Here is a 426-nt window from a genome sequence, read left to right on the forward strand (position 1 = left end):
ACAAGTACGTCTTCAACGATGATAATTCGGTGAAGAACCTTACTATCCGCGCCGCCAAGGGAACGTTTCGCTGGATAAGCGGAAGCTCGTCCTCGTCCGCCTACCAGATCGTCACGCCCGCGGGCACGATAGGGGTGCGGGGAACAGCACTCGACGTTCACATCGCGCCCAACGGCAAAACCGCCGTCGTGCTCCTGAAGGGGTCGGCTCGGTTCTGCAGCGGTGGCGGATGCAGGGAACTGAAGCAGCGCTGCGATTGTGTGGTCGCGTCGCCATCAGGCGCAATGAGCGACGTTACCAAGGTCAATCGATCTGTGCTCACCGCACTCGGCACCCAGCGGGCGTTGCCGTTTCTGACCGGCACTCAGCAGCTTTCGGGAGGCTTCGGTACCGGCGGAAATTGCGGGCTTAAGGTCGCCATTCAGC

At 61.0% G+C, this 426-nt stretch carries 1 protein-coding gene; it reads left to right on the top strand.

Annotated elements, in window-relative coordinates:
* The coding region (locus EOA32_RS37880) for a FecR domain-containing protein (protein WP_189407758.1) at nt 1–426 on the top strand (426 nt) is incomplete at both ends.

This window comes from Mesorhizobium sp. M1A.F.Ca.ET.072.01.1.1 (genome assembly GCF_004023325.1).
Taxonomy (GTDB): Bacteria; Pseudomonadota; Alphaproteobacteria; order Rhizobiales; family Rhizobiaceae; genus Mesorhizobium.